Source organism: Acidovorax sp. GW821-FHT10A04, from assembly GCF_059415825.1.
This window is the reverse complement of record NZ_JBWKNZ010000005.1, coordinates 1-26,273: the sequence shown is the minus strand read 5'-3', so window position 1 is coordinate 26,273 and position 26,273 is coordinate 1. Positions and strand designations below refer to the sequence as shown.

The 26,273-nt window shown below is 68.0% G+C and carries 24 protein-coding genes; 14 read left to right on the top strand and 10 right to left on the bottom strand.

What is annotated here, in order from left to right:
• The first annotated feature begins 73 nt into the window (after positions 1-73).
• The 6 genes from AC07PF_RS12325 to AC07PF_RS12300 all read left to right on the top strand — a co-directional run bounded on the left by AC07PF_RS12325 (position 74) and on the right by AC07PF_RS12300 (position 7,082).
• Complete coding sequence (locus tag AC07PF_RS12325; protein ID WP_494612048.1) at positions 74-661, top strand: hypothetical protein; 588 nt, start codon at positions 74-76, stop codon at positions 659-661.
• A gap of 62 nt (positions 662-723) precedes the next feature.
• Entirely contained in the window at positions 724-1,479 is a 756-nt protein-coding gene (locus tag AC07PF_RS12320; RefSeq protein ID WP_494612047.1) for a PulJ/GspJ family protein, read from the top strand.
• Positions 1,480-1,503: 24 nt separating this feature from the next.
• The gene (locus tag AC07PF_RS12315; protein WP_494612046.1) at positions 1,504-3,753 is read left to right on the top strand and encodes a hypothetical protein; all 2,250 of its coding nucleotides are present in this window, start codon (positions 1,504-1,506) and stop codon (positions 3,751-3,753) included.
• Complete coding sequence (locus tag AC07PF_RS12310) at positions 3,750-4,970, top strand: type II secretion system protein (RefSeq protein WP_494612045.1); 1,221 nt, start codon at positions 3,750-3,752, stop codon at positions 4,968-4,970. The genes AC07PF_RS12315 and AC07PF_RS12310 overlap by 4 nt, the downstream gene beginning before the upstream one ends.
• Positions 4,967-6,328, top strand: coding sequence for a type II secretion system protein (locus tag AC07PF_RS12305; RefSeq protein ID WP_494612044.1), 1,362 nt, complete (start codon positions 4,967-4,969; stop codon positions 6,326-6,328). The genes AC07PF_RS12310 and AC07PF_RS12305 overlap by 4 nt, the downstream gene beginning before the upstream one ends.
• 28 nt (positions 6,329-6,356) lie before the next feature.
• Positions 6,357-7,082, top strand: coding sequence for a prepilin-type N-terminal cleavage/methylation domain-containing protein (locus AC07PF_RS12300; RefSeq protein ID WP_494609513.1), 726 nt, complete (start codon positions 6,357-6,359; stop codon positions 7,080-7,082).
• Between the two features lie 22 nt (positions 7,083-7,104).
• Here AC07PF_RS12300 and AC07PF_RS12295 read toward each other — a convergent pair whose 3' ends face one another.
• Together AC07PF_RS12295 and AC07PF_RS12290 are read right to left on the bottom strand one after the other, a co-directional pair.
• Positions 7,105-7,455, bottom strand: coding sequence for a hypothetical protein (locus AC07PF_RS12295; RefSeq protein ID WP_007849188.1), 351 nt, complete (start codon positions 7,453-7,455; stop codon positions 7,105-7,107).
• A 232-nt stretch (positions 7,456-7,687) separates the two neighbouring features.
• Positions 7,688-9,121 (bottom strand): aminotransferase-like domain-containing protein, encoded by a 1,434-nt coding sequence (locus AC07PF_RS12290; RefSeq protein WP_494612043.1) that lies wholly within the window; start codon positions 9,119-9,121, stop codon positions 7,688-7,690.
• 119 nt (positions 9,122-9,240) lie between these two features.
• Here AC07PF_RS12290 and AC07PF_RS12285 point away from each other — a divergent pair, with 119 nt between their 5' ends.
• Together AC07PF_RS12285 and AC07PF_RS12280 are read left to right on the top strand one after the other, a co-directional pair.
• The gene (locus AC07PF_RS12285) at positions 9,241-10,011 is read left to right on the top strand and encodes a c-type cytochrome (RefSeq protein WP_494612042.1); all 771 of its coding nucleotides are present in this window, start codon (positions 9,241-9,243) and stop codon (positions 10,009-10,011) included.
• 13 nt (positions 10,012-10,024) lie between these two features.
• Positions 10,025-11,317, top strand: coding sequence for a c-type cytochrome (locus tag AC07PF_RS12280; RefSeq protein WP_494612041.1), 1,293 nt, complete (start codon positions 10,025-10,027; stop codon positions 11,315-11,317).
• A 2-nt stretch (positions 11,318-11,319) separates the two neighbouring features.
• Here AC07PF_RS12280 and AC07PF_RS12275 read toward each other — a convergent pair whose 3' ends face one another.
• Both AC07PF_RS12275 and AC07PF_RS12270 read right to left on the bottom strand, forming a co-directional pair.
• Positions 11,320-11,646 (bottom strand): EthD family reductase, encoded by a 327-nt coding sequence (locus AC07PF_RS12275; RefSeq protein ID WP_494612040.1) that lies wholly within the window; start codon positions 11,644-11,646, stop codon positions 11,320-11,322.
• Positions 11,647-11,786: 140 nt separating this feature from the next.
• Positions 11,787-13,646, bottom strand: coding sequence for an ABC transporter ATP-binding protein (locus tag AC07PF_RS12270; protein ID WP_494612039.1), 1,860 nt, complete (start codon positions 13,644-13,646; stop codon positions 11,787-11,789).
• 209 nt (positions 13,647-13,855) lie between these two features.
• Between AC07PF_RS12270 and AC07PF_RS12265 the strand changes: the two genes are divergently transcribed.
• Positions 13,856-15,130, top strand: a complete 1,275-nt coding sequence (locus tag AC07PF_RS12265) for an arsenic transporter (RefSeq protein WP_494612038.1) — start codon at positions 13,856-13,858, stop codon at positions 15,128-15,130.
• Between the two features lie 14 nt (positions 15,131-15,144).
• On the opposite strand, the gene AC07PF_RS12260 is transcribed toward AC07PF_RS12265, so the two are convergent.
• The 5 genes from AC07PF_RS12260 to AC07PF_RS12240 all read right to left on the bottom strand — a co-directional run bounded on the left by AC07PF_RS12260 (position 15,145) and on the right by AC07PF_RS12240 (position 18,671).
• On the bottom strand, positions 15,145-15,834 hold the full coding sequence (locus AC07PF_RS12260; protein ID WP_494612036.1) for a hypothetical protein: 690 nt from the start codon (positions 15,832-15,834) through the stop codon (positions 15,145-15,147).
• A 9-nt stretch (positions 15,835-15,843) separates the two neighbouring features.
• A complete protein-coding gene (locus AC07PF_RS12255) occupies positions 15,844-16,311 on the bottom strand; it encodes a CopD family protein (RefSeq protein WP_494612034.1) in 468 nt (155 codons plus the stop codon).
• Positions 16,312-16,409: 98 nt separating this feature from the next.
• The gene (locus AC07PF_RS12250) at positions 16,410-16,955 is read right to left on the bottom strand and encodes a GrpB family protein (protein ID WP_494612033.1); all 546 of its coding nucleotides are present in this window, start codon (positions 16,953-16,955) and stop codon (positions 16,410-16,412) included.
• A 13-nt stretch (positions 16,956-16,968) separates the two neighbouring features.
• On the bottom strand, positions 16,969-17,253 hold the full coding sequence (locus AC07PF_RS12245) for a hypothetical protein (RefSeq protein WP_494612032.1): 285 nt from the start codon (positions 17,251-17,253) through the stop codon (positions 16,969-16,971).
• Positions 17,254-17,276: 23 nt separating this feature from the next.
• The gene (locus AC07PF_RS12240) at positions 17,277-18,671 is read right to left on the bottom strand and encodes a sensor domain-containing protein (protein WP_494612031.1); all 1,395 of its coding nucleotides are present in this window, start codon (positions 18,669-18,671) and stop codon (positions 17,277-17,279) included.
• A gap of 214 nt (positions 18,672-18,885) precedes the next feature.
• Between AC07PF_RS12240 and AC07PF_RS12235 the strand changes: the two genes are divergently transcribed.
• Genes AC07PF_RS12235 through AC07PF_RS12225 form a run of 3 tightly spaced genes read left to right on the top strand, consistent with a single transcriptional unit; the run spans position 18,886 to position 21,242 of the window.
• Positions 18,886-19,182, top strand: a complete 297-nt coding sequence (locus AC07PF_RS12235; protein WP_494612030.1) for an iron uptake protein — start codon at positions 18,886-18,888, stop codon at positions 19,180-19,182.
• A 55-nt stretch (positions 19,183-19,237) separates the two neighbouring features.
• The gene (locus AC07PF_RS12230; RefSeq protein WP_494612029.1) at positions 19,238-20,908 is read left to right on the top strand and encodes a PepSY-associated TM helix domain-containing protein; all 1,671 of its coding nucleotides are present in this window, start codon (positions 19,238-19,240) and stop codon (positions 20,906-20,908) included.
• Positions 20,901-21,242, top strand: coding sequence for a DUF3325 domain-containing protein (locus AC07PF_RS12225; RefSeq protein ID WP_494612028.1), 342 nt, complete (start codon positions 20,901-20,903; stop codon positions 21,240-21,242). The genes AC07PF_RS12230 and AC07PF_RS12225 overlap by 8 nt, the downstream gene beginning before the upstream one ends.
• Positions 21,243-21,334: 92 nt before the next feature.
• On the opposite strand, the gene AC07PF_RS12220 is transcribed toward AC07PF_RS12225, so the two are convergent.
• Positions 21,335-22,321, bottom strand: a complete 987-nt coding sequence (locus AC07PF_RS12220; RefSeq protein ID WP_494612027.1) for a tripartite tricarboxylate transporter substrate binding protein BugE — start codon at positions 22,319-22,321, stop codon at positions 21,335-21,337.
• Between the two features lie 348 nt (positions 22,322-22,669).
• Here AC07PF_RS12220 and AC07PF_RS12215 point away from each other — a divergent pair, with 348 nt between their 5' ends.
• Together AC07PF_RS12215 and AC07PF_RS12210 are read left to right on the top strand one after the other, a co-directional pair.
• Positions 22,670-24,517: a sensor histidine kinase gene (locus AC07PF_RS12215; protein WP_494612026.1), complete on the top strand. Its 1,848-nt coding sequence runs from the start codon at positions 22,670-22,672 to the stop codon at positions 24,515-24,517.
• On the top strand, positions 24,514-25,872 hold the full coding sequence (locus AC07PF_RS12210; RefSeq protein ID WP_494612025.1) for a sigma-54-dependent transcriptional regulator: 1,359 nt from the start codon (positions 24,514-24,516) through the stop codon (positions 25,870-25,872). Before AC07PF_RS12215 ends, AC07PF_RS12210 begins: the two co-directional genes overlap by 4 nt.
• The last annotated feature ends 401 nt before the right edge of the window (positions 25,873-26,273 follow it).

Here is a 26,273-nt window from a genome sequence, read left to right as displayed (position 1 = left end):
AGAAACTGCGCCGGGATGCTCTGGAAACTGTTCTTTTGACGAGGTCTGCCCGTTATGCCGGGCAGGGCACTGAATGCGCAAGGAAGTACTGATCGGCACGGGCCTGGGCCTGTTGTTGCTGGCCGTTTTGGCTGGTGGCATGTGGATCTCTGGACGCTTGCCCGAAAACACGGAGCCCCCGGTGGTGGTGGCCCCGCGTGCGGTAATCACCCCAGTCGCCTCGGCACCTGCCGTCCCCAAGCCGGCTAACGCCGCTTCGCAGGCGCAGGTCCAGGAGCGTCGCCGGCGTCTGGCCGAAGTCCGCGCGGAATTCAATGCACTGCGCGCGCAGGGGATGCAGGCATCACCCGAAAAGATGAGGGCCTTGGTGGACGAGCTGGAGGCGGCGTCTCCTCCGGGATTCGATCCGCGTTATTTCCAGGCGCTGCGCAGCATGCTGGACAGCAGCGCCAAGGTGCAGGCCCTGAACGCCGAGCTGCAACGCATGGGCCAAGGTACCTCCCCCAAGGACATGGCGCGAAAGGAAGCCATCCTGGCCGAACTGCGGGTCATCGGAGAGCGCGTCAGCACCGATGCGCGCAACCTGCAGAGTTACGTCCCAGCGGGCGTAGCCGCGCCCGCTGCGGCCTCGTCGTCCTTGCCAGGAGGAAAGGCGCAATGACCTCCCGGGTATCCCGTCGGCACGCCAGTCGGTGGCACCACGCAGCGCAGGGCGGTTTTTCCATGGTGGAAATGGCCATTGCGCTGGTGGTGGCCGGCCTGATGTCGTGGGCTGCCTTCAGCGGTTATGAAACCGTCACTGCCCAGCAGGAGATCGAGCGCGGCCGGGCCGAGGCTGAGCAACTTCAGTCCATCGTGCGGGCCTTTGCGCTGCGCCATGGCCGGCTGCCATGTCCTGACTCGGATGCGGTGGCCGATGGATATGAGAACCCGCCGAACGGCAACTGTGCCGCCGGCAACCAGGTGGGTTGGTTCCCCTACGTGAGTTTGGGCCTGCCGATGCCTACGGACAAGTTTCTCGCTCGCTATTCAGTGTTCCGGGCTGCTAACCTCGCCGACCCTGGGAGGGATGCCGATCTTGCCGTGGTCACGGAGCGTACGAGGGATCCGGATCCTGCAGTGCCCGGTAACAGTTCGGTCCCGACTTACCGTGACGTCACTGACCTCATTGCGGGCCTGAACAATGCGTCCAACACGGCCATAGTGCCGTTCTCAGCGGCCAGAACATACCTTACGGGCGATGCCGGCGTGGCCGGCGCCATCGACTGCGCCGCCAACCAGGTCATGGCCGCCGCCTACTGGGTCATCGTGCCGCTGCAGGACAGGAGCGGCGACGGCGATCGCTTCGACGCCCCTCACACACCCGGCAGTGCCTGCGCCGCCAGCCCTTCGGCACCCCTGCGCTTTGGCTCCGACGACGTGGTCGTGGCCGAATCCCCCGGCCAACTGGCCGGCTGGCTCCGCAGAAGCCTGCCCTGAGTGGCACTTGCCTTGATTGATTCCATGACTACCCATTCCACAGTCCACCGTCCACGCCGAGCACCCGTGCGCTCGCGTGGCTTCGGTCTGGTGCAGGTGCTGCTGCTGATTTCGGTGATGGCGGGCTTGTCGGCCATTGGCTACATGCAATGGCGTGAGCGCACTGCTGTGGACACCTCCCGCCAGGAGCGCCAGGCACTGTCGCAGGCCGACAAGGCCATCGTTACCTATGCCACGGTGACCGGAAGGTTGCCATGCCCCGACATCGACCGCGATGGCGTGGCGGATTGCGGGGCAGGCAACCAGAGCGGCTGGCTGCCAACGGTCACCCTCGCCCTGGCGGGTGTCGATGCAGGCGTTGACGTGGGCCAACTGCGCTACATGGTGCAGCGCCAGGGGGGCGACTACGATCTGACGCTGCTCACTGACTCTTGGAGGCCCCTGGAGTACCCCGATGCGGCGCCCTGGACATTCTTCAACATGCGTGAAACAGGCGCGGGCGCGTACCCTGCCGACATCCTGACCCTGACCGATCTGTGCCAGCGCCTGGAAGTGGGGCGGACGACGACCCTGACCGCCACCATGGCCCGGCTCAATGCGTCGCCGCTGCGTACCACCGCCTACGCCATCGCCCATCCCGGCAATGGCGATGCCAATGGAGACGGCAACCTGTTCGATGGCGCCAACGCCGGTGCCGATCTCAACCTCATGGAAGACCCGGGCCGTCGGCCCCTGCTTGCCACGTACAACGACCTAGTGCTGGAGCGCTCCTACGCCAGCCTGCAGAGCGCCTTTCACTGCAACCCGCTGATCGACTCCATCAACACAGTGGCCCTGGGGCATGATGTGTCCGTAGCGGTGTGGGAAATGCGCGCCGACAATATCGAGTCTGCCACGCGCGCGCTGATCTTCTCCACCCTGGCTGCCGTCATGACCGGTCTGGAGATCACGCTGGCCATTGCCGAAGGCATATCCGATGCCGGCAACGCGGCTGCGGAGTGGGTCGGGTGCGTCGCTTCTCTGGGTCTTGCCGTCAACCTGTGTGCGGCCGCCGGGATGCACACAGCGTCAGCTGCGTTGACGGCCGGGGTCATCGCTGCCAACGGGCTGGCCGTTGCTGCCAATGCGGTCGCCGCAGGTATTGCCGGGCAGGCGCTGAGGCTTGCCGACGGCGGGGTGCCGCAGGCCCAACTGTGCCCCGTGATGGACCAGGCTTTCTATGATCGCCAGAAAGAGGCCAGGGACCGTGCAGTCGCGGAAGTGGCTGCTGCGCAAGCCGCGCTGGCGACTGTCGATGCAGAAATTGTGGCCAAGCAAAACGAGCTGGCTACGGCCATAGTCAACAGGGACATTGCCAAAGCCACCCTCTTTACCGTAATCCACGCAGGGCAAAGGACTCCGACGCTGGACGGGTACATCAACGCATTGTTCGCGGCCACGGAAGAGTGGGGCAATGCCTCGTATGCCTATGAACTGGCGCAGTCCAGTATGGACCAGGCGACCCTCCTGGTGAACCACTGGAATGCCGAAGTCGCCAAGTACAACAACGCGCTGGCCAACAACGCAGCAACCATTGCCCAACTGAACGCCGATATCTTGGCGCTGGATGTGCAGATTGCAGCCCTTGACCCGACGAGCGTGGACCCGCTGGTCGTGAAGGCCCTGAAAGACCTGAGGGACAAGCGCTCCGGAAAAGCCGCTGAACTCGCTCTGGCCCAGAACACCACCAACCTGACTGCCGTGCGCGACAAAGCCGTCGCCGAACAACTCAAGGCCCAGACGGCGCTGAACACCGCGACAGGCATTCGCAACACTGCCAATACAACGTTCAACACGGAAAAGACGGAGTATGCGGCTGCCTATGCGACGCTGGTCACTGGCGCGGCACGGTACAACCTTCTCGATGCCAGCAATGCCGTGGTTGGCTCACGGTGCACGACAGGGTGCCTGGTGGGGGATCCTGCCGGCAACAATATTTCCACTGCGTTCAACAACGCCATGACGGACCTGTTCGGCGCGGGGGCTACGGTCAGCCCCAGCACGGATGCCAAGATGCTCAAGCCGGTTAAGCTCCAGAAGGAACTCGACGTGCTCAACCGCAAGCGCGATGCTGTCTTGCAGCGATTGGCGGATGCCAACAACATGGTCGCAAAATTGCCGACAGGCACGGGCAACGCGCCCTGCAACATCACCGGGCCATCGGTGGAGCCCATGACACCCGACCAGGCCGCAGCCATCCTTGAGCAGGTGGATCGCAAGGGAGGCACGCGATGAGCGAGAGCATGCAATGCCCCGGGCGCCTGCGCCAGGCGGGTTTTTCGCTGGTCGAACTGGCAGTGTCCCTGGCCATCGTCGGCCTTCTGGGCGTCATCGCATGGCGCTGGGTGGCCTCCACGCGCGAACCCCTGCAGCGCCCCGCCGTCATGGGTCAGTTGGCCGAGGCCCAGGGTGCGGTGGAAGGCTTCGTGCTGGCCCGGGGCCGGCTGCCCTGTGCGGCAGCCACCACCGGCGGCGCCGAGGCCTGCGGCAATGCCGCCGCGGTTCTGCTACCGTGGCGTGACCTGGGGTTGAGCAGCCGGTTCAGCCAGCTTCGCTATGGTGTCAATCAAGCCGGTGCGTACAACCTGGCAGTCGCGCCTGCCAACACGGTCTCGCCCACGCTGGGCTTCGACTACACGCAAGGTATTCTGGCCGTACCGCAGAACACGGAGATGGATGCTGCGCTCGGCCGACTGCGCGGTACCTCGGGCGCAATTCCCGCAGCGGTCTTGCAAAACGGGGCGACCAATGGCCTCGACTGGTGCCGTGTGCTGCGCCGCTATGCGGCCGATGCAGCACCACCCGCTGGGGTACTGAGGGCCACGAACCCGGTAGACGCTACCTCCATCTCGCTGGCTTTCATCATTGCGCATCCGGGCATGAACGGTGTCTTCGAGGGCAACAACACCGGGGTGACCTTCGACTTTCCGGGGCGGGCCCAGACCAATACCTTCGACGACCTTGCCGTGGGCGTCGGGCCCAGCGACCTGTCTGCGCGCATCGGGTGCGTAGCCCGCCTGAGCGCCATGCAGGCCGCCGCGCAGGGGGCCTACACGGCGTACGACAATGCCCGCGTGGTGCAGCGGTACTGGGCACTGCGGGTTTTTGACATCGCCCAGGCCAAGGCGGCCAAGGAAAGCGCCGAGACCGGTGTCATCCTGGCCGCCATGAATGTGGCACTGGCCGCGGGCAGCGCGGCGCTGGCTGTCGCGTCGGCGGCCAATACCGAAGCGCTCACCATCGCCGGTGTCGCACTGTCCATTGCCAACGCCGCGTCTGCTGCGGTGGAGGTCGGTCTGGCGGCTACGGATCTGACGGAAGCCATCCAGGCGGAGCAGGACTCCATCGCCAAGGAGCTGGCTTCAAGGGCTTATCTGGCACATGTGTATGACACGTTCACCCAGGCGCTGAATTCCGCCACGCTGCTGGACGCGAAGGGGCTCAATCCATGAAACACCGCATGATGGGTTTCACCCTGGTGGAGCTTTCGGTGGTCTTGCTGGCGCTGGGCCTGATCCTGCCGGCGGCCATCATCTTCTGGCAGCTGTCCGAGCGGCACCGGGTGACTTCAGTGCAGATGGATGTGCAGCAACAGTCGCGTGACGCGCTGGTGGGCTTCCTGCATGCCAACTACCGCCTGCCGTGCCCTGCCAACAACCTCCAGGGGGTGGAGAACTGCGTGGGTGGCGGCCAGGTGGGTTTTCTGCCCTGGCGTACGCTGGGCCTTCCAAGGCCGGAGGCGGGCATGCTGCGCTATGGCGTGTACCGCCAGCCGTCGGGTGCAGCCACGGCGAATGCTCTTGCAGACCGTGACCTGGCCGCGCCGCGCGACCGCATGAACACGCTGCGCGTGCGCACGCCCAACCCCAAGCCGCAAAACCATACCGAGGCGCCCAACCCCAATGCGCCTCCGGTACCGGAGGTCACGACCAGCCTGACCAGCCTGCTTGGCAAGACCTACGTGGACGGACCCACGGGGCCTCTGAACCCTGATTGCAGGGCGTCGAACGTGCCTCCGGGCGCGGTAGGCCCGCCCACCCAACCGTGCCCTCTGGCGGGGGCGGACGGTGCGGGGGCGGTCAATCTGATCGATATCTGCCTGGCGCTGAACACGGCCAGTACGCCGGTGGTGGCGCCAGCCGGTTTCCTGGCCACCCAGGTGGGCGCGCAAAGGCGCCCCGCGGCCTTCGTGATCGCTGCCCCTGGCATGTTGGATGCCAACGGGAACGGTCAGGCGTTTGACGGGGCGAATGACACCGCGACCAACGCGGACCCGACCTTCGAGGCGCCGGGCAACGCCGTGACCAACCTGCACGATGACATCGTGATCGCAGCCAGCCCTACGGAGCTGTTCGATGAACTGCATTGCGGTGCCTCGCTGTCGGCGGTGTCGCATGCGCACTTCAACGTAGCCACGGGCGCCTTCGTGCTCGAACGCGCCTTGTACGATTACCGTGACCAGCTCTACATCGCTGTCGTGCTGGCCAGGGCCGACGTGGCCATGGCCGCTGCGGGTCTTCTGTCTGCCGCTGCGGGCACCCTGGACGCTGCCAAGGAAATGTTGTCTGCCGTCGCCGACACCACGGCGAGCGTTGGAGCGCGCTCGTTCCAGATCGCGCTGGCAGCCGTGGGCATTGGTCTGGCCGTGGCCAGCGATGTCGCCGCGATCGCCGCCCAGGTCGATGCCGCCTTGTCCCTGGCCGAGGCCGAGAAGGTGTTCAGCGATTTTGCAGCACACACCACGGCGATCACCGACCTGTCCATCGACGTCAACCTGAATGCGCTGAAGGCCGATGCCATTGGCCATTGATGACCTACTGACTACCGAGTTACGCACCATGACCTCATCCAATCACCCACATTCCCGCGACAAGGCCCGGCGCCGCCAGCGTGGCTTTTCGCTGTTGGAGCTGAGCGTCGTCCTGGTCGTGATCGGCCTCCTGATCGGCGCCGTGGCTGTGGGCCGCGATCTGCAGCGCTCGGCCGCCAACCAGCGGCTGTCCACCGACTTCATTCAGGGCTGGCAGCTCGCGTACGAAGCGTATTTCAACGGCGTGGGGCGGCCGCCCGGTGACAACGCCTTGGCACCTACGGGCCAGGTCAACGGTACCTTGGTTCCTGCGCAGCAGGCACTGTGTGGTGCCACCATGATCAACGCCTTCCTGGCCGCCGGCATTCGCGTGCCCACCGGGCGTACCGAAGGCCAGCAGGACCGCTATGTCTACCTCGACAGCAATGGCAACCCGCAAGAGGTGCAGGTCTGCTTCCAGAGCGTTCAGTGGTCGGAGCCTGGGGCGGCGGTGGGGGCCTATGTAGCGCTGCCGCGCAATGTGATGGTGATCCGCAACGTCACTTATTCACTGGCGGGTGCTCTGGATCAGCAGATCGATGGCCGCAGCGATGCCCGTTTTGGCAGTTTGCGCGATATCAGCCTAGCGGCCAATCTCGCAGCGGCAGGAGTCATCTGGCCCATCAACGACCGGATGGACTTTTCCGGCGCGGAGAACGTGCTTGATGAAGACCAAGTCGCGGTCACCACCGCCTATTTCAAAATGACACGTTGAGTGCCGCGCACGCTTGGCTGCCTCAAACCCCCGCCAGCTGAAACCTCTGGTCGAAGTTCATCTTCCCCAGCACCTGCAGCGCGGCGGCAAGCAGGTTGCCGTCCACCTTGCTGATGTCGAGGCTGTAGCGGCGTTCGGTGGACACCACGTCCACACTCTTGCTGCCCCATTGCACGGCGACCAGCGGGGCAGGGCGTCCGCCCATGCCAACGCCGACGAACACGCCGCGCTGCTCGGGCCGGAGCATGAACTCCAGCCGGGGCGTGCGCTTGAGCGTCAGGCGGTCGGTGCCCTGGGGGCCGAACGCAAACGAGACGATCCAGTCGTCTTCGTCTTCCACGGTCAGGATCGGAGCACGCTGGGGTGGTGGCATGGTGGGCGGATTTGGATGGCTGCTGTGCGGCCGGCCCTGGCGGGGCCCGCAAGCCGGACGGCGGTCAGTATGCCGTGCAATAGCCATGCCAGAAGAGGGGCGAACCCGAAGTTGGGCGTATCCAACGCCGGGCGGCGGTTTGTCAGCAAAATGCAAGCACTTGTCGTACAAGTTTTTCCATTGGATACACCGGGGTGTGCTGCATTGCACCCCAAAAAGCGCTGCGGACAACTCAACCCTGCGCCAATTGCCCCGCAAGCTGCCCTACGGTGGCCAGCGCCTCTTCGAAACGCTCCTGCGCCGGGTGCCCGTAGTTGATGCGCACGCAGTGCGCAAACCGCTGGTCGGCCGAGAAAATCTGCCCCGGTGCCAGGCTGATGCCCTGGGCCAGGGCCTGGCGGTGCAGGGTGAGGGCATCGACCGTGGGCGGCAGCTCCACCCACAGGAAGTAGCCGCCCTCGGGCCGTGACACCCGCGTGCCGGCCGGAAAATGCCGCGCAATGCCGGCCAGCGCGCGCTCCTGCTGCCGCGCCAGGCTGCGCCGCAGCTGGCGCAGGTGCCGGTCGTAGCCCCCTTGGGCCAGGTACTCGGAGAGCGCCTGCTGCGATGGCACGGCCGCCGCCAGCGTGGTCATGAGCTTGAGGCGCTGCACACCGGCGGCAAAGCGGCCCGCTGCCACCCAGCCCACGCGGTAGCCGGGCGCCAGGCACTTGCTGAACGAGCTGCAGTGCATCACCAGGCCCTCGGTGTCAAAGGCCTTGGCCGGGGGCGGGCGGTCGGGGGCGAAGTGCAGCTCGCCATACACGTCGTCCTCGATCAGCGGCACCTGGTGGCGCGCGAGCAGGGCCACCAGGGCGCGTTTGTTCTCTTCGGGCATCAGGCTGCCCAGCGGGTTTTGAAAGCTCGGCATCAGCCAGCAGGCCTTGACCGGGTGGCGCGCCAGGGCCTCGGCCAGTGCGGCCAGGTCGATGCCCTCGCGCGGGTGGGTCGCCACCTCCACGGCCTGCAGGTTCAGCCGTTCCAGCGCCTGCAGCGCGGCGTAAAAGGTGGGGGATTCGACCACCACGATGTCGCCCGGCCGGGTCACGGCCTCCAGGCACAGGTTGAGCGCCTCCATGGCGCCATTCGTGACGATGAGCTCGCCGGTGTCCACCGCGGTGCCGTGCAGGCCGTAGCGCAGCGCGATCTGCTGGCGCAGGCGCTCGTCGCCAGGCGGCAGACTCTGCACGATGCTCCAGGGGTCGAGCTTGCGCATGCCGCCCGACAGGCAGCGTGCCAGCCGCTCGAAGGGGAACAGCTCCAGCCCCGGAAAGGCCGAGCCCAGCGGCACCAGGTCGCGGTCGCGGGCCGAGCCCAGCACCTCGAAGACCAGGTCGCTGATGGCCACGCCGGTGGACCCGGCCGCCGGCTGCGAGGGCAGGGGCTCCGCCGGAGGCGTCTGCCCGGCCGCCATGGGCAGATGGGCGCTCACGTAGTAGCCCGAGCGCGGGCGCGCATGGATCAGCCCCTGTGCCTCCAGCAGGTAATACGCCTCGAACACCGTGGACGGGCTGATGCCCCGGGTGCGGCTGGACTCGCGCACCGAGGGCACGCGGTCGCCGGGGCGCAGCGCACCGCTGTGGATCAGCTGGGCGATGGCATCGGCGTGGCGCTCATAACGTTTCATACAAAGACGATTTTGATCTAGTACAAACTGATCCGTATTTTTAACCTGAAACTGAATCTGTACTGTTTTTGAGGACAGGCGTAGAGTCCGTTGCAATCCTAAAAAGAAGTCGTCGCCCCATGATCGATCGTTTGCGCAGCCTGCTGCGTCCTGTTCTAGTCCCGATGTGGATGGTCGCCAGTCTGGGCTGTGCGGCTGCGCAACCGGCGACCCCACCGGCCCCTGTGGCCGCCACTTCCGTCGCCAGCGGCATGGCGCCGCGCGTGCTGGCCTGCGTCACCTGCCATGGCAAGGAAGGCCGGGCCACCCAGGAGGGCTACTTCCCGCGCATCGCAGGCAAGCCGGCCGGCTACCTGGCCAACCAGCTGCTCAACTTCCGCGAGGGGCGGCGCAGCTACCCGCAGATGACGAGTCTCATCGAGCACCTGACCGACGACTACCTGCGCGAGATGGCCGCGCACTTCGCGGCGCTGGAGCTGCCGTACCCGCCGCCACCGGCACCCCAGGCCCCGCCTGCCGCATTGGAGCGCGGCCGCCTGCTGGTGCAGCAAGGCGATGCGGCGCGCAGCATTCCCGCCTGCGTGCAGTGCCATGGCCCGGCCATGACCGGGGTCAACCCCTTCATCCCCGGCCTGCTGGGCCTGCCGCGTGACTACCTCAACAGCCAGCTCGGTGCCTGGAAGACCGGCCAGCGCCGCGCCCACGCACCCGACTGCATGGCCGACATCGCGCGCCAGCTCACGCCCGACGACGTGAGCGCCGTCTCGGCCTGGCTGGCCGCCCAGCCCGTGCCCGGCGGTGGCAAACCGGCCGCCAGCCTGGCCGGTGCCATGCCGATGCGCTGTGGCGGGGTGGATGGCGTACCTGTCGTCCAGGCGACCGGGCGCTGAAGGGGGCATGGCCATGAACGCACGAACCATCCTCTGGACGATCTCTTCCACCCTGGCGGCCTTGGGCATCGGCGCTGCTGCGGTGATCACCTTGAACCTGCGCGGCGAGGAGCCGCTGCCCTCCAGCCCGGAGGCCTTTGTCTCCACCCCCGAACAGGTGGTGCGCGGCGAGTACCTGGCGCGCGTGGGCAACTGCATGGCTTGCCACACCACGCAGGGCGGGGCCGCCTTTGCCGGCGGGCGCGGCATCGAGACGCCGTTCGGCGTGGTGCACAGCTCCAACCTCACGCCCGACAAGGCGCACGGCATCGGCCAGTGGTCGTCTGCCGAGTTCTGGCGCGCCATGCACCATGGCCGCTCGCGCGACGGGCGCCTGCTGTACCCGGCGTTTCCCTATCCCAACTACACCCAGGTCACGCGCGAGGATTCGGACGCCATCTACGCCTACCTGCAAAGCCTGCCCTCCGTGGGCGAGGCCAACCGGCCGCACGCGCTGCGCTTTCCGTACAGCACGCAGGCGGCGCTGGCCGTGTGGAGGGCGCTGTTCTTCGCACCGGGTACGGCGCTGGTCGCACCCACGCAGACGGCCGAGTACAACCGCGGTGCCTACCTGGTCAACGGCCTGGGCCATTGCACGGCCTGCCACACCCCGCGCAACGCCCTGGGCGCCACGACGGAAGCCATGGCCTTCAACGGCGGCCTGATCCCCGTGCAGAACTGGTATGCCCCGGCGCTCAATGCCGCGGCCGAGGCTGGCGTGAAGGAATGGCCGGTGCAGGACGTGGTGGCCCTGCTCAAGACCGGTGTGGCACCCCACGGCTCGGTGATGGGCCCCATGGCCGAGGTGGTGTTCCGCAGCACCCAGTACCTGACCGATGCCGATGCCCGCGCCATGGCGGTCTACCTCCAGGACCTGCAGCAGCACACCGTGTCACCACCTCCCGCTGCGCCACCCGCCGCATCGGCCATGGCGCGCGGCGCCAAGGTCTACGAGCAGCAGTGCGCGCAGTGCCATGGCGAGCAGGGCCAGGGGCAGGGCGGGCCCGGTGCCTTCCCGGCGCTGGCAGGCAACCGCGCCGTGCTGCTGGCCGACACCACCAACCTGGTGCGCGTGGTGCTGCAGGGCGGCTACCTGCCGGCCACGGCCGGCAACCCGCGCCCCCATGGCATGCCCCCGTTTCGCCATGTGCTGAGCGACGAGGATGTGGCCGCCGTTGCCACCTTCGTGCGCAACAGCTGGGGCAACCAGGCGGGGTCCGTCGGCGCGATCGAGGTCTACCGCGCCAAGGAGCGGCGCGGCATGTAGGCTCAGGCCCCCAACGGGTGCGCCTTCATCTGCGCCATGTACGACTCGGGCTTGATGTCGGTGTAGTTGGGCACGTCCGCCGTGAGCACGGGCGCGGTCTTTTGCGCCGCCCCCTGGGCCTGTTCCGCCGTCTCGAAGAAGGCATTGGTCAGCGCCACCACCTGGCCCGGGCGCGGCGGGCCCGGGTACATGACGCGGTCGCTCTCCAGTCGCACCAGGCCCAGCGGGCCCAGGGCCTCGCGCGCAATGCGCATGTGCTCGCCGTGGTAGTAGTCGTGGTCGAAGCGGGCGCCTTCGTGCCAGCGGTACAGGGCCGTGATCTTGATCATGCAGGGGTTCTCCGATGAGGGGCAGCCGGTATGGCCGCGGTGCCCTGCACGTTAGGGCGCACGGCCTGGGCAGGCAGCCGCCTGCGCGACACGTTAGGGCCTGTCAACACCAATTTCGGGGTCGCGAAGGCCCTGGCCTGTCACCCAGGCATCAGCGCGCTCTGGTCTTCCTCATCGGTCTCACCGAGGAAGCCGCCGCTCTGGTGGCCCCACAGCCGGGCATACACACCGCCCTGCGCCAGCAGCTGCGCGTGCGTGCCTTCTTCGACGATGCGCCCGGCATCCAGCACGATCAGCCGGTCCATGGCCGCGATGGTGGACAGGCGGTGGGCGATCGCGATCACGGTCTTGCCTTGCATCAGGCCGTCCAGGCTTTGCTGGATGGCGGCCTCCACCTCGGAGTCGAGGGCGCTGGTGGCCTCGTCGAGCAGCAGGATGGGCGCGTCCTTGAGCATCACGCGCGCGATGGCTACGCGCTGGCGCTGCCCGCCCGAGAGCTTCACGCCGCGCTCGCCCACATGCGCCTCATAGCCCGTGCGGCCCTGCAGGTCGCTCAGCGTGGCGATGAATTCGGCAGCCTCGGCCCGCTGGGCGGCGGCCTGCAGGTCCTCTTCGCTGGCATCGGGGCGGCCGTAGAGGATGTTGTCGCGCATCGAGCGGTGCAGCAGCGAGGTGTCCTGCGTGACCATGCCGATGGAGCGGCGCAGGCTGTCCTGCGTGACATGGGCGATGTCCTGCCCGTCGATCAGCACCCGGCCCGAGCGCACGTCGTGAAAGCGCAGCAGCAGGTTCACCAGCGTGGACTTGCCGGCCCCGGAGCGGCCGATCAGGCCGATCTTCTCACCGGGGCGGATGGTCAGGTTCAGGTCGTCGATGACCGGCCGGCCGTTGCCATAGGCAAAGGTCGCGCTCTCGAATTTCACCTCTCCCTGGGTCACCTGCAGCGGCCTGGCGTCGGGCGCGTCCACCACGGCGCGCGGGCGCGTCAGGGTGTTGATGCCGTCCTGGATGGTGCCCACGCTCTCGAACAGCGTGGTCATCTCCCACATCACCCAGTGGGCATGGCCCGAGACGCGCAAGGTCATCGCCGTCACGGCGGCCACGGCACCGGCGCCCACCTGGCCCAGCGACCACAGCCACAGGGCAGTGCCGCAGGCGCCCAGGATCATGCCCACCACCAGGATGTGGTTGACGATCTCGAACTGGCTCACCAGGCGCATCTGCGCATAGCCGGTGAGCTTGAAGGCGTCCATCGCGGCGCGCGCGAACTCCGACTCGCGCCGGGTGTGCGAGAACAGCTTCACCGTGGCGATGTTGGTGTAGGCATCGGTGATGCGCCCGGTCATGGCCGAGCGTGCATCGGCCTGCGCCTTGCCCACCTTGCCCAGGCGCGGCACGAAGTACCAGCAGGCCAGGCCGTAGGCCACCATCCAGAGTACGAAGGGCGCCAGCAGTCGCGCATCGAACCCCGCCAGCAGCGCCAGGATGGTCACCAGGTACACGCCCATGCCGATCACCACGTCGGTGGTTGTGAAGATCATGTCGCGCACCGCCAGCGCGGTCTGCATGATCTTGGTGGTGATGCGGCCCGCAAATTCATCGGCATAGAAGGCCATGCTCTGGCCCAGCATCAGCCGGTGGAAGTTCCAGCGCAGGCGCAGCGGGAAGTTGATGGCCAGCACCTGGTGCTTGACGCTGGTCTGCACGGCCACCAGCGCGATGGAGGCGAGCAGCAGCACCGTGATGCCAACGATCTCGGTCTTGCGTGTGGCCCACAGGGCCGCGGGCGGCACGCTCGAGAGCCAGTCCACCACGTGGCCGAGCACGGCGAACAGCAGGGCTTCATAGATGGCGATGGCTGCCGACAGCGCGGCCATGGCCACCACGTAGCCGCGCAGGCCGCGCGTGCCGTCCCACACGAAGGCCATGAAGTCCTTCGGCGGCAGATGGGGTTCTTCGACAGGGTAGGGCGCTACGCGTTTCTCAAAAAATCCGAACAATGGGAGGGCTCCTATGGAACGCATCGCAGGCGCGTTCTTTTGACCACATGGTAAGGGGCCTTGTGACCCGGCGCACCGGCAAGGGCATTGCGGCAGGCTGCCATGGGCAGGCAGTGCATAGAATCCGCCCCCATGCAACCCTGTCCCGCCACTGCCGTGCCTTTGTGCCATCTCCCTGGCCACGCCGCCTGCCGCCAAGGGGCCGCCGCATGATGGCCGCCGCTCCCTGGACCTGGGCCATCATCGGCGTGGCCACGGCTGCCGTGATCGTGCGGCCCTTCCGGCTGCCCGAGGCCGTCTGGGCCGTGGCCGGCGCGCTGATCCTGCTGGCGTGCGGCCTGCTCAGCCCGGCCCTGGCCTGGGAGGGCGTGATGCGCGGGCACGACGTCTACCTGTTCCTGGCCGGCATGATGCTGCTGTCCGAACTGGCGCGGCGCGAAGGCGTCTTCGACTGGCTCGCCACGCTCGCGGCCCAGCAGGCCCGGGGCTCGGGGCGGCGCCTGTTCGTCTGGGTGTATGCCGTGGGCACACTGGTCACGGTGTTCCTGTCCAACGATGCCACCGCCGTGGTGCTGACCCCGGCGGTGTTCGCGGTGGCGCGCGCCGTGGGCGCCTCGCCCTTGCCCTACCTGTTCATCTGCGCCTTCATCGCCAATGCGGCGAGTTTCGTGCTGCCCATCTCCAACCCCGCCAACCTGGTGCTCTGGGGCAGCGGCATGCCGTCGCTGGCGCACTGGCTGGCGTTGTTTGCGCTGCCCTCGCTGGCCTCCATCGGCGTGACCTATGTGGCCCTGCGCTGGGTTTTGAGAAGCAGCATCCCCGAGACCATCGCCACCACGGTGCCCGAACACCCGCTGGGCCTGGGCGGTCGCGTGGCGGCCGGCGGGCTGGCCGTGTCGGTGCTGGTGCTGGTGGGCTGTGCCTGGCTGCGCATCCCGCTGGGCTGGCCCACGCTGGGTGCCGCGCTGGGTACGCTGGCGCTGCTGGCCTTTGCCTGCGGGCGTGCGCCCTGGCAGGCGCTGCGCTCCGTCTCGTGGGACGTGCTGCCGCTGGTGGCAGGGCTGTTCGTCTTCGTGCAGGCGCTGGAGCACACAGGCGTGGTGGGCCTGATGGCGGGGGCATTGCGCAACGCCGCCGCTGCCTGGCCGCAAGGGGCGGGCACGGTGCTGGGCGCGCTGCTGGGCGTGGCGACCAACCTGGTCAACAACCTGCCTGCGGGCCTGCTGGCGGGGGCCTCGCTCGACGCGGCTTCCGCGTCAGGCACTGTGCGCGCGGCCGCGCTGATCGGCATCGACCTGGGGCCGAACCTCTCGGTCACGGGCTCGCTGGCCACCATCCTGTGGCTGGCCGCGCTGCGGCGCGAGGGCCTGCACGTGGGGGCCTGGCAGTTCCTCAAGATTGGCCTGATGGTGATGCCGCCCGCGCTGCTGTCGGCGCTGCTGGTGCTGCAGGCCGCGCACTCGATGCACCTGCTCGTTCCCTGAGCTGCGCCTACTGCCTACTGTGCGGTGGAGGCCGCCTTGGGCGGCTGGCGGTAGACCACCGTGATGCGCGGCACGCTTTTCACGCCGGGCTGCTTTTCAAGAAAGGCGTAGAGAAACGCCGTGAGGCTCTTCTCGCACAGCGCTACCACCGCCGGCTCGGAGGCCATGGCCTGGCCCTGTTGCCGGGCGCGCTTGGCGGCTTCTTCCTGCAAGCGGATGATGGCCGCCTTTTCGTCGGTGAGCAGGCCGCCCGAGACCACGCGGTGGCGCAGGTTGGTGACGGCCGGCGTGGCCACCAGCCGGGGTGGGTTCACGTGCACCTCGATGCCCTTGTCCGTGGCCTTGAGGTCGTACTGGTCGGGCCCGAGGTCGAAGCCGAAGGCGTACTCGGCCGTGTATGTCACCGCCACCACGCCCGTGGAGGCCAGGCCCAGCAGCGACTTCTCGATGATCTGCGTGCTGCCTTCCTCGCGCACCACGGTGGCCGAGAGCAGCTTCATCTGCTCGGCCAGCGACTGCTTGCCCACCGTGAGGTAGCTGGTGTAGCGCGTATAGCCCAACAGCTCCTGGCTTTGCGCGCGCACCTCGCTTTGCAGCAGGGCCACCCGCTCGCGTGCGGCCCACCACACGGCACCGGCCGCCAGCAGGCCGCCCGCGATGAACGCAAGGGAGACGCGCAGCAGCAGGGTCCGGGTGAGGTGCATGGATACGGATTACAGCAGGAACACGAGCGCCACGGTGAGCACTCCCAGAGCCAGGTTCACGCCCACCAGGGTGCGGATGGAGGCCAGCGCCTTGCCGCCCGCCGCCCAGTCCGCGGTCGCCACGGCCACGCGCAGCCGCTTGAACAGCGCAAAGCGGACATGGCCGAAGATGGCCATCATCACCAGGCCGATGGTGGCCATGATCGTCCACGACAGCGGCATGGCAAAGCGCCCGCCCGACTGGGCTGCGGCCCGGGCCACGTTGCCGATCATCCACAGGCCCGAGCCCAGCACCAGCACCACGGCCACCGACACGGCGGCGAAGAAGCGCTGCAGCACGTCGTGCATCAGCTGAACGCGCTGCGGCGGCTCCAGCGAGAGGGTGGCGGGGCGCAGGAAGAAATGGGCGAAGACCATGCCGCCGATCCAGACGATGAGGGACAGGACGTGGACGAACTTGAGTGCGGCGTAGAGCATGGCAGGCGGGGCAGGGCGCCCTCGTGGGATGGTTGTAGTGCGCCGATTGTGCGGTGTGTGGCCCTCGGCCCCCGCGGAGGCCGCTTGCGGCGAGGGGATTACGCAGGCTTTCCTGGGCCGGGCAGGGCCAGTACCTCGGCGATGAACGGCCCCTTGGCCTCGGTGTAGCCCTCGCGGTCGTGCCGGTACTGCAGCGCCAACTGGCGCTTGAGTGCCGCATAGCGTGCGGTCAGCCCGGCACTGCCGCGCAGCGCATCCCTGAATGCCAGGCGTTGCTGCCACAGGGCGCTGCCCATGGGCACCAGGTGCAGGTGGTGGGTGCGATGGGCCGGGCTGGGCTTGCAGAACCAGTGCATCTGCTGCGGCTTGTAGGGGTGGTGCAGATAGTCCAGCGTGCCGAGTGCGGCGATGGCCTCGGTCGACCCTGCCAGCGAGTGCACCGGCGCCATGATGTCGATGATGGGCTTGGCGGGCAGGCCCGGCACGGCGGTGCTGCCGATATGCTCCACCGGCCCTGCCAGCCAGGGCGCCAGCACCTCCTGCAGCCGTTGGCGCTCGGCCTCGAACAGGGCCGGCCAGGCAGGCTGGTAGTCGACCACCTCGATCGGTGCGTCGTCTGTGTGGGCTGCTGCAGATGTGTTCATGGTGGGAAGGTCGTCAAGCGCGTGTGAATCGCCGGGCCAGCCTGGGCACCAGCACGGCCAGGGCCAACAGCGCGCACCACACCGCCACGTAGCACCAGTCCGCAGGCCCGGAGTGGCCCACGGATTCCCAGCCGGTCGTGGCTTCGAGCCAGGACCACCAGGGAAACAGCAGCAGCGTGAGCACCGGCCCCGCTGGCACCACCCAGGCCAGGGTGAGCAGCGCGCGCAGCAGCCGCCCACGGCGGGGCCGGCGGGTGGGGGTGTCCTCATGGGCTGGTGCTTCGGGTGGGTGCGGCATACCCGCATTCTGGCCCAGCCGTATCAGGCGAACTGGTTGGCCGCGGGGGCTGGAGATGGCGACTGCGGGGGCGGCGCCGTGTGCACCTGGTTGCCGCCGTTCTTCTTGGAGACATACATGGCCTCGTCCGCATGCACCAGCAGGTGGTGCTCCTCGCGGCCATGGTCGGGGTAGATGGCGACGCCGATGCTGGGCTGTATGTGCGCCGCCCGGCCCTCCAGGTCGAAAGGGGGGCCGAACGCCGCCAGGATCTTCTCGGCCACGGCGTGGGCGTGCTCGCGCGCGTGACCGCCTTCGAGCAGCACCACGAACTCGTCGCCGCCGATGCGCGCCACGGTGTCCGAGCCGCGCACGCATTCGAGCAGGCGCTGCGCCACGCGCTGCAGCAGCAGGTCGCCCATGGCGTGGCCCAGGGTGTCGTTCACCTCCTTGAAGCGGTCCAGGTCGATGAACATCAGCGACAGCAGGCTCTGGTCGCGCCGCGCGCGCGCCAGGGCGGTCTTGAGCCGGTCCAGAAACAGCTGGCGGTTGGGCAGGTGCGTGAGCTGGTCGTACTGCGCCATGTGCGCCAGCCGTTCGTGCATCTGCTTGCGTTCGATGGCCGCCGCGACCTGGGTGGAGACGAACTGCAGCAGCTCCTTGTCCTTCTCGGTGTAGGGTGCGTGCTCGGTGTAGCTCTGCAGAACCAGCGCGCCGATGGCACCCTTGTGCGTGTGCAGCGGTGCGCCCAGCCAGTACAGGGGCGCCCCTTCGCCAGCGGCGGGCTGCAGGTGGGCAGGCAGCGCGGCGCGGGTGGCGGGGGTGAGCAGCAGCGACTGCCCGCTGCGGATGACCTCGGCGCACAGGGCATCGCCCGCCAGCGCCAGCGTGCCGGGGGTGGGGTGGCGCTCGTTGACATGGTAGGGGTAGCTCAGCAGGTCCTGGTTCGCGTCGTACAGCACCACCGAGAAGTTCACGGCTGCCAGCAGTTGCCCGATGACCTGGTGGATGTGCTCAAACAGCGCGATCAGGTCCTTGGCGGTGTGGGCCGCCTCCGAGATGGCGTAGATGGCTGCGTGCATCACCTCGATGTTCTTGCGCTCGGTGATGTCGTGGGCCACGGCCAGGCGCACCTGCCGCTCCTCGAGCCAGCGCGCGGTCCAGCGGATGTGCGCGATGCCGCCGTTCTTGCGCACATAGCGGTTCTCGAAATGCAACTGCAGTTCACCCTGCATGATGGACTGGGCCTGGCGTTCGGTGGTGCCCCGGTCCTCGGGGTGCACCAGGTCCAGCATGCGCAGGCCTACGACTTCGTCGGGCCGGTAACCGAAGATGCGTTCGAATGCCGGACTCACGAACAGCACGCGGCTGTCGGGGTCCACGATGCAGACGGCGTCGAGCAGCAGGTCGACGACGTTCTCTGAGGAAATGCTGTGCATGGAAGCGGGGTGGCCTTCAGAGGCAAGGCCACAGGTGCTGCGTTGCGACCATTGTGCCGCGTATTGGTGTATGTGTGACGAAATGTTAGTGCCAGGGTGTTACGGACATGACGCGGCAAGAAGCGCGGCAGCCCCTACGCACCAAGGGGTTACCCGGGGGTGCACTGCATAATCGCGAGTCACTCGCATTCCTTGATTCGCCCTCCAGCACCCCATGGCCACCAGCACCGCTTCCCGTCTGCACCTCGTCTCGCGCATCGCTGCGGGCACCTTGGGCAGCTACGCGTTCACCTGGGGCTTCATCGCGCTGGTGGTGGGCACGATGTTCGCGGCGGGCATGCCGTTCCATGACGCCGAGGCGCTGAGCTACATCCTGGGCTTCGTGGTGCTGCTGGTGGCTTTTCTGTGGGCCTTTTGCTCCGCCAGCCTGTTGCGCGTGTGGCTGGTGCTGGCCGGTGGCGGTGCCCTGATGGCGGGGGCTGCGTCCCTGGTCCAGAGAGCCCTGCTCTGATCCTTTTTTGCGGCGCGGTTCCGAAGAGAGGGATCGCGCGCCAGGAGATTTTTCGATGTTCCCCAATTTCCGGCTGACCATGGCCTGGCTGCACACCTGGTTCGGCCTGGTGATGGGCTTCGTGCTCATGGTGGTGTTCTTCTTCGGTTCGCTGTCGGTGTTCGACCGCGAGATCGACCGCTGGGCCATCCCCGGCACGCGCTTTGCGCCGCAGCCCATGCCCTCGTTCGACAAGATCCTGCTGCCCGTGTTCCAGGACATGAAGCCCACGCCCGAGGCCATCGAGCAGGCGCGCAGCCGTGTCAACGGCGCCATGGCCGAGACCTTCCCGGTCAAGCGCTGGGGCGCCTACACCACCCACCGCGACCCGGTGCTGGGCATCTTCTCGGGCCACGAGCTGCCCAATGCCAAGAACAAGGACGATGAGGTCTTCGGCATCCGCACCATCGACCCGCGCACGGGTGCGGCGCTGCCCGACGACCACCTGAAGATCGGCAGCCAGTTCTTCTACCCGCTGCACTACAGCCTGCACCTGGAGTGGAAGAACCTGGGCTACTGGATCGTCGGTTTTGCCGCCCTCATCATGATGGTGGCCCTGGTCAGCGGCGTGGTCATGCACCGCAAGATCTTCCGCGAGCTGTTCACCTTCCGCCCGAAGAAGCACACCCAGCGCAGCGCCCTCGACCTGCACAACCTCACGGGCGTGGTGGCGCTGCCATTCCACTTCATCTTCGCGCTGTCGGGGCTGGTCATTTTCGGGGGCATCTATTTCCCCGTCACCCACACCCAGCTCGACCCGCTGCACGAGCTGCATGAAAAGCACGAAGCCAAGGAAACCGGCCTGCCGCACGAGAAGGCCGGCGTGCCCGCCACCCTCGCGTCGGTGGACGCCATGGTGGCCGAGGCCCAGCGCCGCTGGGCCGCCAAGGGCATGGCGGGCGACGTGGGCTTTCTGTCCGTGCAGCACGTGGGCGATGCGAACGCCTATGTCAGCGTGTACCGAGCCGGCACCGACCGCGTGACACTTACGGGCGAGGGCATCCACTTCAAGGGCTTGACGGGCGAGCTGATCCGCGAGGACCCGCCCGTCACCGTGGTGGCCGGCATCAACAACTTCCTCACGGGCCTGCACCTGCAGCACTTCCGCCATTGGCTCCTGCGCTGGCTCTACGTGCTGGGCGGGCTCTCGGGCTGCGTGTGCATTGCCACGGGCTTCATCTTCTTCGTGGAAAAGCGCAAGCGCCAGCATGCCAAGCAGGGCGTGAGCGGGGCGCGCTGGGTGGATGCCTTTGCCGTCACCACCGTCACCGGCATGCTCATTGCGGCCTTCACGATGCTGATCGGCAACCGCCTGCTGCCCACCGACCTGCCGGCGCGCGGCAGTGTCGAGCAGACCATCTTCTGGGGCGCCTGGGTGCTGGCCTGCGCGCACGCCCTCTGGCGCACCGCGCCCATGGCTGAGGGGCGCATGTCCCCGGCCTGGGCCGAGCAGTGCTGGGCTGTGGCTGCACTGGCTGTGGCGGCCGTGCTGCTCAACTGGGTGACCACCGGCGACCACCTGCTGCGCACCATCGGCAATGGCTACTGGCCCGTGGCGGGGGTGGACCTGTCGTTGCTGACGGCCGCCGCGCTCGCGGTGGTTGCAGCCCGCAGGCTGCGGCGCCGCGAGATGGGCGCCACGGTTGCGGCCGCGGGGGGCTCGTCGCCGGAGGTCGCCAATGCCTGATGCGCTGCTCTATCTCGTGGCCCTGCTGGCCAACGTGACTGGTCTGGCCTGGCTGGCGCTGTCGATGGACGTGCACTGGGAGCAGGTGCGCGGCCCCGTGCCTGCGGGCCGTGGCACGGTGGTGCTGCTGCGCTGGCTGGGCGCCGCCGTGGTGGCGGCCTCTCTGGCCGTGTGCCTGTCCGTGGACCACGGCTCCATGGCTTCGCTGGTGTGGTTCATGGTGCTGGCCGGCTCGGCGCTGACCATTGCCTTCACCCTGTCCTGGAAGCCGCGCCTGCTGGCCCCCCTGGTGGCCTGGGTGCGTTCGGCACCGGCGCCTGCCGGCCCGCGCTGAGCTTCCTCCTGTGAAAAACCGCCCGGGGCCTGTGTGGCGCGGGCGGTTTTTTCGGGCGATGCAGGGCGGCTGCCGCCCCGCAGGCCGCTCTGTCAATCCAGCTTGAGTTTCTGCTTGGCGACCACGCCCTTGTAGAGCTCGAACTCGGCCTTGGTCTGGGCCGTGAATTCCTGCGGGGTGTTGCCCACCACCAGCGAACCGGTTTCCTCGATGCGCTTCTTCACGGCCGGGTCTTCCAGCGTCTTGCGCACGGCCTGCGAGATGCGCTCCACCACCGCCGGCGGCAGGTTCTTGGGGCCGTGGATGCCGTAGAAGGCCATGCGGTTCACGGGCTCGAAGCCCACTTCCTTGAAGGTCGGCACGTCGGGCAGCGAGGGCAGGCGCTGCGGCGCGGCCACGGCAATCGCGACCAGGCGCTTTTCCTTGATGAAGGGCAGGGCGGAGGGCAGGTTGTCGAAGATCATCGGCACCTGTCCGGCCACCGCGTCGTTCAGGGCCGGGCCCGCACCCTTGTAGCCGATGTGCTCGAGCTCCAGGCCCGAGAGCGACTTGAACAGCTCCATCTGCAGGTGCCCGATGCCGCCCGTGCCCGAGGTGGCGAACGAGTACTTGTTGGGATGCGCCTTCACTTCGGCCATGAAGGCCTTGAAGTCCTTGGCCACGAAGCTCGGGTGCACGGCCAGCACATTCGGCGTGGCGGCCATGTTGACGATGGAGGTGAAGTCCGTGAGCGGGTTGTACTTGACCGCCGGGTTGATGGCCGGGGCCGAAGCCACGCTGGACACGGTGGCCACGCCCAGGGTGTAGCCGTCGGCCGGGGAGCGCGCGATCTCGGTCGCGCCCACCACGCCGCCGGCACCGGCCTTGTTGTCCACCACCACGGGCTGGCCCAGTGCCGTGCCCAGCGACTGGCTGACCACACGCGCCACGATGTCGGTGGTGCCGCCGGGGGCGAAGGGCACGATCAGGCGCACGGGCTTGTTCGGGTAGTCCTGGGCCAGCGCGGGCGCGGCGCCGGCCAGCAGGCTGGCGGCAATGGCCACGGCGCTGCCGAGCTTGAAGGAGGGGGATGTCGTCATAGGGTGTCTCCGGACGGGTTGTGGTGTTGAAAAGGCCGGGCGGCGTTGGCTGTGCCGCCCGCCCTGGCGTTTTGCAGCTTGTGTGCCAGGCGCCGCGACCCAGGTGCTTGCGGCCACCCAGGCCGCGCCAGGCTTGGGTTTGCGGCGGCGTCGGGGCTGCGCCAGCCATCGCCGATGTGCCGAAAAAGCGGCGGATTTCCACACGCGAATCAGCGTTTTGTGCGGATTTCCAGACAGCAGGCCCTGTCAAGCGAAATAGCCCCGCTGCCGGCGGGCCAGCGGCCGCGCACAATGCGCCCTGGCCGCCCGGGATGGTGGCTGCGCTGTTGAATCTTTTTTGCCCCTCGCTTGAAACCCACCCGTTCCCTCCTGAGCTCCGGCATCGCACTGCTGGCCTGCGTGTTCGCAGGCGCGCTGGCCTACCGCTGGTCGCTCGATGCGCAACTGGCCGCGCAGCAGCGCGCTGCCAGCCAGCGCCTGGCATTTGCGGCCCAGAGCCTGGAGTCGCTGTTGCAGCGCAACGAGGCGCTGCCTGCGCTGCTGGCGCTCAACAGCCGCACCAACCTGGCCCTGCAGCAACCCACGGCGCAGAACCTGCAGGCCGCCAACGCCTACCTGGCCTCGGCCGTGGCGCTTGCCGGGGTGGACACGGCCTATGTGATGAACACCGAAGGCCTCACCCTGGCGGCCAGCAACTGGAACCTGCCGAGCAGCTTCGTCGGCGAGAACTACCGCTTTCGCCCGTATTTCGAGGCGGCCATGCAGGGGCAGGTCGGCCGCTTCTTCGGCGTGGGCGTGACGACCGGCCGCGCGGGCTATTTCATGGCCTCGGCGCTGCCGCCCGAGGCGCCGGCGCCTGGTGTGGTGGCGGTCAAGATCTCGCTCGATGCCTTCGAGGCGGCGCTGGCCGAGGGTGGCGACACCGTGCTGCTGGCGGATGCGGAGGGCGTGGTCTTCGTGAGCACCGAGCCCGCCTGGCGCTACCGCACGCTGGCCCCGATCCCGGCGCAGGTGCGCACCCGCCTGCAGGGCGTGCAACAGTATGGCAACCACCCGCTGCTCCCCTTGCAAGGCCGCGGCGCCCGCCCCGTCGATGGCGACACCCTGCGCCTGCAGCAGGCGGGCCCGCAGCGCGATTTCAGCGTGGCGGCGCGCAGCGTGGGCCCCTTGGGTTGGCAGATGCTGCTGCTGGCCGACCAGCGCCCGGCCCGGCAGGAGGCGCTGGTCGCCGGCCTGGCCGGCGGCCTGTGCGCGGCCCTGGTGCTCGGGCTGGCCCTGCTGCGCCGGCTCGACCGGCAGGGCCGCGCCGAGCGCGCCGCCAACGCCGAGCGCCTGCGCGAAGCGCATGGCATGCTGGAGGAGCAGATCGCCCAGCGCACACGCGAGATCACTGCCGCGAACACCGCCCTGGAAGACCGCGTGCGCGACCTGCAACAGGCCGAACAGATCGTGCGCGGCACGCGCGACACGGCGGTGCAGGCCGGCAAGCTGGCCGTGCTGGGCCAGATGGCGGCCGGCATGAGCCACGAGCTCAACCAGCCCCTGGCCGCCCTGCAGACCCTGTCGGACAACGCCATCGCCCTGCACCAGCGCCAGCGCGGGGACGACGTGGCCGAGAACCTGCGCCTCATCGGCCAGCTGGCCGAGCGCATGGGCCGCATCGTGCGCCAGCTCAAGAGCTTTGCGCGCAAGGAGCCGCCGGCCCTGCACCCCTGCAGCGTGCGCGAGGCCCTGGACCATGCCCTGCTGCTGCTGGCCCCGCGTTGCCAGGCGGTGGATGCGCAGATCGCGGTCGATGCCTTCGACGAGGCGCTGTGCGTGCTGGCCGATGCCACGCGGCTCGAGCAGGTGCTGGTGAACCTGCTGCGCAACGGGCTCGACGCCGTGCAGCACCAGGCCGTGCGCGAGGTGCGCTTTGCCGCCGAGGTGCAGGCCGATGGGCGCGTGCAGCTGCGCGTGGCCGATACCGGCCGCGGCATGGCACCCGAGGTGCAGACCCATCTGTTCGAGCCGTTCTACACCACCAAGGCCGGCGAAGGGCTGGGCCTGGGGCTGGCCGTTTCGCGCATCATCGTCGAAGGCATGGGCGGCACCCTGGTCGCCGCCAACCTGCCGCAAGGCGGCGCCGAATTCACCGTGGGCCTGCCAGGCGTGCCTGGCGTGGCCGCCACCCCCGCGATACAGGACATTCCATGACCCCCTCCCCAGACGCCAGCCCGTGCGTCTACCTCGTCGAAGACGACGCCATGGTGCGCCGCGCTTACGCGCAGGCCCTGTCGCTGGCCGACATCGGGGTGCGCGCCTTCGCCAACGCGCAGGCCGCGCTCGACGCCTTCGGCCAGGACCGGCCCGCCGTGGTCGTCACCGACATCCAGATGCCGGGCATGAGCGGCATGGACCTGCTGCGCACCCTGCGCGCGCAAGACACCGACCTGCCCGTGGTGCTGGTCACCGGCCATGGCGACGTGGCCCTGGCCGTGGACGCCATGCGCGACGGCGCCTATGACTTCATCGAAAAGCCTTTTTCCTCCGAGCACCTGGTGGCCACCGTGCGGCGCGCGCTGGAGCGCCGAGCCCTGGCCGAAGAGTTGCGCCAGTTGCGCGAGCGCAATCCCCGCGATGCACTGGCCACGCTGGTCGGCCCATCGCCCGGCATGGCCGAGGTGCGCCGGCTGGTGGCGGCCCTGGCGCCGCTCAGCGTGGATGTGCTGCTGCACGGCGAGACCGGTGCCGGCAAGGAAGTGGTGGCGCGCGCGCTGCATGCCGCCAGCGGGCGCAGCGGTCCCTTCGTGGCCATCAACTGCGGCGCATTGCCCGAGAGCATCATCGAGAGCGAACTCTTCGGCCACGAGCCCGGCGCCTTCACCGGTGCCACGCGCCGGCGCATCGGCAAGATCGAGCATGCCAACCAGGGCACGCTGCTGCTCGACGAGATCGAGTCCATGCCGCAGGCCCTGCAGATGCGCCTGCTGCGCGTGCTGCAGGAGCGCGAGCTCGAGCGCCTGGGCAGCAATCTGAGCGTGCCCATCACCTGCCGCGTGGTGGCGGCGTCCAAGGTGGACCTCAAGGCGCTGGCCGCACAGGGCCAGTTCCGTGCCGATCTGTACTACCGCCTGCATGTGGCCAGCATCGCCCTGCCGCCGCTGCGCGATCGCCCGCAGGACATCCCCGTGCTCATGGCCCACTTCATCGCCCAGGCCGCGGCGCGCCACGGTCGGCCGGCTCCCGCATGGACCGACCGCGACCTGGCCGCCTGGCTGGCCCACGACTGGCCCGGCAACGTGCGCGAGCTGCGCAACGCCGCGGAGCGCCTGTGCCTGGGCCTGCCCATGGAGCCGCTGGGGGAGGGCGATGCCTCGGCCCCGTCGCTCGCGGCGCGGGTCGATGCCTTCGAGCGCAAGCTGCTGCGCGATACGCTGCGCCTGACCCAGGGCAATGTGGCACGCGCAGCCGAAATGCTGCAGATGCCCCGCAAGACGGTGTACGACAAGCTGCAACGCCACGGGCTTACGCCTGGGGATTTTTCGGCGCGCCCTGGAGCGGGGGCGTAGCTATATATAAGAGGGCCTCCTCCCTGGGGTCTGCAGCCCCTGGGATGGCTCTGTGAGCCTGGGCAAAGGCGCAAATTCTTCGGGTTTTCCCTGCAGCCCCTGTAAAGTGGTGCTATAGTCGAGGGCTTCGCTGCACGGAGGTCCTTGTTAGGGATGTCTGGGTGGATGAAGAAGGAAGTTTGCAAAAACTTCGGTGGTTTTAGAAAAGTCGCTGATTTCTCGGTATACAATCTAAGGCTGCGCTGACAAGAGCTGACTGCTGAGAGGTGGTTGAACTTGAAGGTGTGTGGGGGTGGTTGATGGTGGTTGGCAGAGATGCTGAGTGAATCAAAAACTTCCAAAAAGTTTGACGGAACTTAAAAAACCGTGCTAGAATTCAAGGCTCAGCTGATCGCAGCTAA

Coding starts and splice junctions, on each gene's coding strand:
- AC07PF_RS12325 (WP_494612048.1), top strand. CDS start 74: ATGCGCAAGGAAGTACTGATCGGCACGGGCCTGGGCCTGTTGTTGCTG.
- AC07PF_RS12320 (WP_494612047.1), top strand. CDS start 724: ATGGTGGAAATGGCCATTGCGCTGGTGGTGGCCGGCCTGATGTCGTGG.
- AC07PF_RS12315 (WP_494612046.1), top strand. CDS start 1,504: ATGACTACCCATTCCACAGTCCACCGTCCACGCCGAGCACCCGTGCGC.
- AC07PF_RS12310 (WP_494612045.1), top strand. CDS start 3,750: ATGAGCGAGAGCATGCAATGCCCCGGGCGCCTGCGCCAGGCGGGTTTT.
- AC07PF_RS12305 (WP_494612044.1), top strand. CDS start 4,967: ATGAAACACCGCATGATGGGTTTCACCCTGGTGGAGCTTTCGGTGGTC.
- AC07PF_RS12300 (WP_494609513.1), top strand. CDS start 6,357: ATGACCTCATCCAATCACCCACATTCCCGCGACAAGGCCCGGCGCCGC.
- AC07PF_RS12295 (WP_007849188.1), bottom strand. CDS start 7,455: ATGCCACCACCCCAGCGTGCTCCGATCCTGACCGTGGAAGACGAAGAC.
- AC07PF_RS12290 (WP_494612043.1), bottom strand. CDS start 9,121: ATGAAACGTTATGAGCGCCACGCCGATGCCATCGCCCAGCTGATCCAC.
- AC07PF_RS12285 (WP_494612042.1), top strand. CDS start 9,241: ATGATCGATCGTTTGCGCAGCCTGCTGCGTCCTGTTCTAGTCCCGATG.
- AC07PF_RS12280 (WP_494612041.1), top strand. CDS start 10,025: ATGAACGCACGAACCATCCTCTGGACGATCTCTTCCACCCTGGCGGCC.
- AC07PF_RS12275 (WP_494612040.1), bottom strand. CDS start 11,646: ATGATCAAGATCACGGCCCTGTACCGCTGGCACGAAGGCGCCCGCTTC.
- AC07PF_RS12265 (WP_494612038.1), top strand. CDS start 13,856: ATGATGGCCGCCGCTCCCTGGACCTGGGCCATCATCGGCGTGGCCACG.
- AC07PF_RS12260 (WP_494612036.1), bottom strand. CDS start 15,834: ATGCACCTCACCCGGACCCTGCTGCTGCGCGTCTCCCTTGCGTTCATC.
- AC07PF_RS12255 (WP_494612034.1), bottom strand. CDS start 16,311: ATGCTCTACGCCGCACTCAAGTTCGTCCACGTCCTGTCCCTCATCGTC.
- AC07PF_RS12250 (WP_494612033.1), bottom strand. CDS start 16,955: ATGAACACATCTGCAGCAGCCCACACAGACGACGCACCGATCGAGGTG.
- AC07PF_RS12245 (WP_494612032.1), bottom strand. CDS start 17,253: ATGCCGCACCCACCCGAAGCACCAGCCCATGAGGACACCCCCACCCGC.
- AC07PF_RS12240 (WP_494612031.1), bottom strand. CDS start 18,671: ATGCACAGCATTTCCTCAGAGAACGTCGTCGACCTGCTGCTCGACGCC.
- AC07PF_RS12235 (WP_494612030.1), top strand. CDS start 18,886: ATGGCCACCAGCACCGCTTCCCGTCTGCACCTCGTCTCGCGCATCGCT.
- AC07PF_RS12230 (WP_494612029.1), top strand. CDS start 19,238: ATGTTCCCCAATTTCCGGCTGACCATGGCCTGGCTGCACACCTGGTTC.
- AC07PF_RS12225 (WP_494612028.1), top strand. CDS start 20,901: ATGCCTGATGCGCTGCTCTATCTCGTGGCCCTGCTGGCCAACGTGACT.
- AC07PF_RS12220 (WP_494612027.1), bottom strand. CDS start 22,321: ATGACGACATCCCCCTCCTTCAAGCTCGGCAGCGCCGTGGCCATTGCC.
- AC07PF_RS12210 (WP_494612025.1), top strand. CDS start 24,514: ATGACCCCCTCCCCAGACGCCAGCCCGTGCGTCTACCTCGTCGAAGAC.